2 protein-coding genes are annotated in these 1,492 nt (G+C 60.4%); both read right to left on the reverse strand.

Annotated elements, in window-relative coordinates; translation table 11 throughout:
* A partial coding sequence (locus HYQ67_RS23750; protein ID WP_202308639.1) for a filamentous hemagglutinin N-terminal domain-containing protein occupies window positions 1-1,213 on the reverse strand: 1,213 nt, incomplete at its 3' end.
* A 12-nt stretch (window positions 1,214-1,225) separates the two neighbouring features.
* Window positions 1,226-1,492: ShlB/FhaC/HecB family hemolysin secretion/activation protein (locus HYQ67_RS23755; protein ID WP_272929797.1), on the reverse strand; the 267-nt coding region annotated here is incomplete at its 5' end.

A 1,492-nucleotide genomic window follows, 5' to 3' on the forward strand; every position in this document is an offset into this window, starting at 1 on the left:
TGCTGTTTACCGTCAGATTTTGTCCGGCGGTTATCTGCCCCTGGTTGCTGAGCGTGTCGCGGGCGTTCGCTGTGATATGGCGGGCGGCGTTAATCTGGCTGGCCGCGTCCTGACTGATATTCTGGCCCGTGAGCGAGACATCCCGTCCGGCGGTCAGTTTTTCATTACCGTGTGCGAGTGTCCCGCTGGCCGTCAGGACCAGGTCGCCGTCGCTGTTCAGCGAGCCGTTTTTCAGAGCGATATCGCTCTGGCTGTTCAGCGTGATGTTGCCGCTGGCTTTATGATCACCCGTCAGGGCAATGCTCTGGCCCTTCGCCGTTAACGCGCCGCTGGCAAGGCTGTTATGGACCGTCAGTTTACCGTTAGCGTCCAGGGTGATATCGCCCTGCCGGGCGTTGAGGTCACCCAGGTTAACACCGACGCCTTTTTCCGTCGAAACCAGATGAATACGGTTGGCGTACATGCCGCCCAGCGCCCCGGTATCGACCGCCACGACGGGAGCGTTACCCTCACCGGCAATCGGCGTGACCTTGCCACCGGCATCCACCCGGTTGGCCCCGGCGATCACCTCCAGGTCTTTGGCATGAATGGCGGCATTCACCTCCGTGGCGCGGGAGATAATGGAGAGCGCATCGCTGTTGCTGGCGTCGATGCCCTGCCCCTCAATGGTGATGCTGCCTTTTTTGACATCCAGCGCCTGCAGATTGCCGTTCGCATCAAAGACGGGTTTGCCCGTGGTTAAGGTCGCATTCGGCGTATTGATAAACCCACAGCCGCTACAGGTAATGCCGTACGGGTTGGCGACCATCACGTTTGCCGCTTTACCCGCCACCTCGGTGTAGCCCTGCAGCTGCGAGCGGTTGCCGCCGGTCACTTCGTTGATGATGCCCTTTGCTTCCTTCCCGGCCTGGAGATGCGCGTTACCGCTAATCAGCCCGCCGAGCTGCGTCTGGTTCAGCTTGCCGGTGGCGTTATTGAGGATCAGCCCCTCTTTCCCCACGTTGTAGTCTTTAAACTGGTTATGCGAAACTCCCGCCGCATTTGGCGTATTGATGTTGACCACCGGCACGCCGTTTGCCGCCTTGTCCATTCCGGCGTTGCCCTGCGGCGTGATAACCGCGCCAGCCGCAGGCAGCAGCGGCTGTCCGGCAATCAGCGCGCTCACCAGATAGCTGAGCAGACGGTACGTAAAACGAACGGGAGGCTGATTCATCTTCTTTTATCCTTAAAATGCGACGGCAACGCGGTAATAAACACTGACGTGATCCGGGCCAAGCCAGTCCGGGTAAACAAGGGGAAGCCCGACGGTGAAGGAGGTCGCCACCCAACGGTTAGCGGTACTCAGTCCGGCAGCGCTGCCCCAGAGCGTGCCCCCTGCATACGGATCGAGCCGGTCGGAATGCAGCCAGCCGCCGTCGAGCGCGGCCAGCGCGCTTACCTGACCGATAACCGGCAGCGTAAACAGGGTGTAGTTGAGCTCGTTACGCCAGTA

Origin of the sequence: Dryocola clanedunensis subsp. sulfonylureivorans, assembly GCF_016756775.1 — a bacterium.
GTDB lineage: Bacteria > Pseudomonadota > Gammaproteobacteria > Enterobacterales > Enterobacteriaceae > Dryocola > Dryocola clanedunensis.